Source organism: uncultured Veillonella sp. (assembly GCF_905209685.1).
In the GTDB taxonomy this organism is placed as follows: Bacteria; Bacillota; Negativicutes; order Veillonellales; family Veillonellaceae; genus Veillonella.
Genome location: NZ_CAJLUB010000166.1, coordinates 1 through 3,008, shown reverse-complemented (window position 1 = coordinate 3,008; position 3,008 = coordinate 1). Strand labels below are relative to the sequence as shown.

Sequence of the window (3,008 nt, the reverse complement as noted above, 5' to 3'; positions counted from 1 at the left end):
TCGATTGGGTCATTTAACTCGGAGAAGCCATTTGCCAATTCACGGCCATAAATGAATGCTTCAAAACGTTCTGTAGCCAATGGATTTTCACGACTTGCCTTAGCAAGTGGAGAAATTTCTTTTGGATGACCATATACGATAGTTGGTTGAATCAAGTTTTCTTCTACATAATCTTCGAAGCAAAGATTTAAGATTTTACCAATACCATCATTTTCTGTATATTCTACATTTAAGCGATCTGCAATAGCACGAGCTTCTTCTACAGTTGTGACTGCATCAAAGTCTTCACCAGTATATTTTTTTACACCTTCAGCCATTGTGATACGATTCCAAGGTGGAGTCAAATTGATTTCTGTACCTTGGTATGTGATTTCTTGTGTGCCGAGAACTTCTTGAGCACAGTAGGATACAAGGTTTTCTGTTAAGCGAATTGCATCTTCTACATCGCCATAAGCTTGGTAGGATTCAATAGTAGTGAATTCTGGGTTATGACGGTTATCGATACCTTCGTTACGGAAACAACGGTTCATTTCGAATACGCGGTCCATACCACCAACGATCAAGCGTTTGAGGTACAATTCTGGTGCAATACGCATATAAATATCGATATCAAGCGCATTGTGGTGAGTGATGAATGGACGAGCCGCAGCACCACCAGGGATAGCATGCATCATTGGTGTTTCTACTTCCATAAAGCCATCACGCATCATGTATTCACGAATTTTAGCAACGATTTGAGAGCGTTTTACAAATGTATCACGCACTTCAGGATTTACAATCAAATCAACATAACGTTGACGGTAACGAAGTTCTGTATCCTTTAAACCATGCCATTTTTCTGGTAATGGACGTAAAGATTTGGATAACAAAGTTAATTTGTTAACTTTAATTGTAACTTCCCCTGTATGAGTTTTAAATACATGACCTTCAACACCGATAATATCACCGATATCAAGCATTTTTACGTATTTATAAGCATCTTCACCCAATACATCTTTACGGAAATATACTTGAATATCGCCGGATTTATCACGCATATTCGCAAATGCTGTTTTACCATGGGAACGGATTGTCATCAAACGGCCTGCAATAACTACAGGTTGACCGTCATATTTCAAGAAGAAGTCATCTTTAATGTCTTTTGCATTATCTTTTACAACAAAACGTTGACCAAATGGATAGATACCATCCGCTTCGTATTCAGCCAATTTATCGCGGCGAATTTGCATTTGCTCATTCAGCTCTTCTTGTACATTTTTAATTTCTTCACTCATGTTATCGCCTCTTCGTCAGTAAATGTAAATTATTGGATTGCTAACACTTTGAATGTAACAGGACCATCTGGTGTGGAAACTTCTACTTCATCACCTTTACGTTTGCCCAAAATAGCTTTACCTACAGGAGATTCGTTAGAGATACGATTGTTAAATGGATCCGCTTCAGAGGAACCAACGATAACATATTCTAATTCATCATTGTACATTGTATCTAATACAGTTACTTTGCTACCTACGGATACAACATCACCTTTTACGGATTCGTCGATGATTTTCGCAGTGTTAATTTTATTTTCAAGCTCTACAATATGACCTTCGATGAAAGCTTGTTCATTTTTTGCATCATCATATTCAGAGTTTTCACTGATATCGCCATATTCAATAGCAGTCTTAATACGTTCAGACACTTCAATACGACGTACAGATTTATAATACGTTAATTCTTCTTCTAATTTCTTTAAACCTTCGGCGGTAAGTAATGTTTCTTTTACGTCTGCCATGGGTACCCCACTCTTTCTACATATAAATAAAATAAGAAAAAAGTGCCATAGTAAGATGACACCTTATCTTTTATTTCTAAATTATCTCAACCATTATATAAAAATACTGTACATTTGTCAATCTAACTACATTTCAGACAGTATTTTACGATATGATTCTAGCTCATTGTGAAAGCTTGTTACGGTATGAATTGTATTCACACGATTGCGCCAATATGCAGATTCAGGGAGTCCCTTCATATACCAGCCTGCATGAGTTCGTATTTCCTTAACAGCCATACTCTCCCCCTTATATTGACACAATAGATCAAAATGCTTTAACAACATATCGAGACGTTCAATATCAGTTGGCGCCGGTAACACTTCACCAGTCTCTAAATAATGGTGAATGCGACCGAAGATCCAAGGATTGCCCTGTGTACCACGGCCCACCATTACCGCATCACATCCCGTTTCATCGAGCATGCGCTTCGCATCCTCTGGTTCCACGATATCCCCATTGCCAATTACAGGCACGGATACTGCCTCTTTTACAGCCTTAATATAGGACCAGTCCGCATGACCACTGTACATTTGTTCCTTTGTACGGCCATGTACAGCAATTGCTGCGACCCCCGTGGATTCGATGCGCTTTGCAAAGTCTACTACATTGATAGATTCACTATCCCAACCAATGCGCATTTTCACCGTTACAGGTACATCGACAGCCTTAACTGCCGCTTCTGCTACGCGTGCTGCCAAATCAGGATTCTTCATAAGTGCAGAGCCATCCCCTGAGGAAACAACTTTTTTAACAGGACAACCCATATTGATATCTACAATATCTGCACCCGCATCAGCTACAACCTTTGCACCGATGGCAATCGCCTCTGGATTAGAACCGAAGATTTGCATAGAAACAGGACGTTCTACATCTTCAAGGCGCAACAATTCATGAGTGCGCTCATTTTTATATTTAATGCCCATAGCACTTACCATTTCGGTACATACCAAGGCAGCGCCATGCTCTTTAGCAAGTAAACGATAGGCAATATCGCTAACCCCTGCCATTGGTGCTAATATGGCTTGACCATCAATTTTGACGGATCCTATTTGCCATTGTTTATTGTTCATATAATTCTATATCCCCTAACAAAAAGGGTACAGCATAAGCTGTACCCGAATGTACACTACTTCGTTACATATACGTAACTATATTATAGTAGCATTATTTATTTCTTTCGTAAATAAG

Annotated in this window: 3 protein-coding genes; all 3 read right to left on the bottom strand. The window is 39.1% G+C overall.

Annotated elements, in window-relative coordinates:
• Window positions 1-1,274: lysine--tRNA ligase (gene lysS, locus QZ055_RS08905; RefSeq protein ID WP_295826331.1), on the bottom strand; the 1,274-nt coding region annotated here is incomplete at its 3' end.
• Window positions 1,275-1,303: 29 nt separating this feature from the next.
• Window positions 1,304-1,777, bottom strand: coding sequence for a transcription elongation factor GreA (gene greA / locus QZ055_RS08900; protein ID WP_105086162.1), 474 nt, complete (start codon window positions 1,775-1,777; stop codon window positions 1,304-1,306).
• Between the two features lie 126 nt (window positions 1,778-1,903).
• Window positions 1,904-2,890 carry a tRNA dihydrouridine synthase DusB gene (dusB, locus tag QZ055_RS08895; protein ID WP_295826328.1) on the bottom strand — a complete coding sequence of 329 codons (987 nt, stop codon included), beginning with the start codon at window positions 2,888-2,890 and terminating at the stop codon, window positions 1,904-1,906.
• Window positions 2,891-3,008 lie beyond the last annotated feature (118 nt).

Bases quoted from the DNA above. Each gene is read 5' to 3' on its own strand.
- greA (WP_105086162.1), bottom strand. From the start codon at position 1,777: ATGGCAGACGTAAAAGAAACATTACTTACCGCCGAAGGTTTAAAGAAA.
- dusB (WP_295826328.1), bottom strand. From the start codon at position 2,890: ATGAACAATAAACAATGGCAAATAGGATCCGTCAAAATTGATGGTCAA.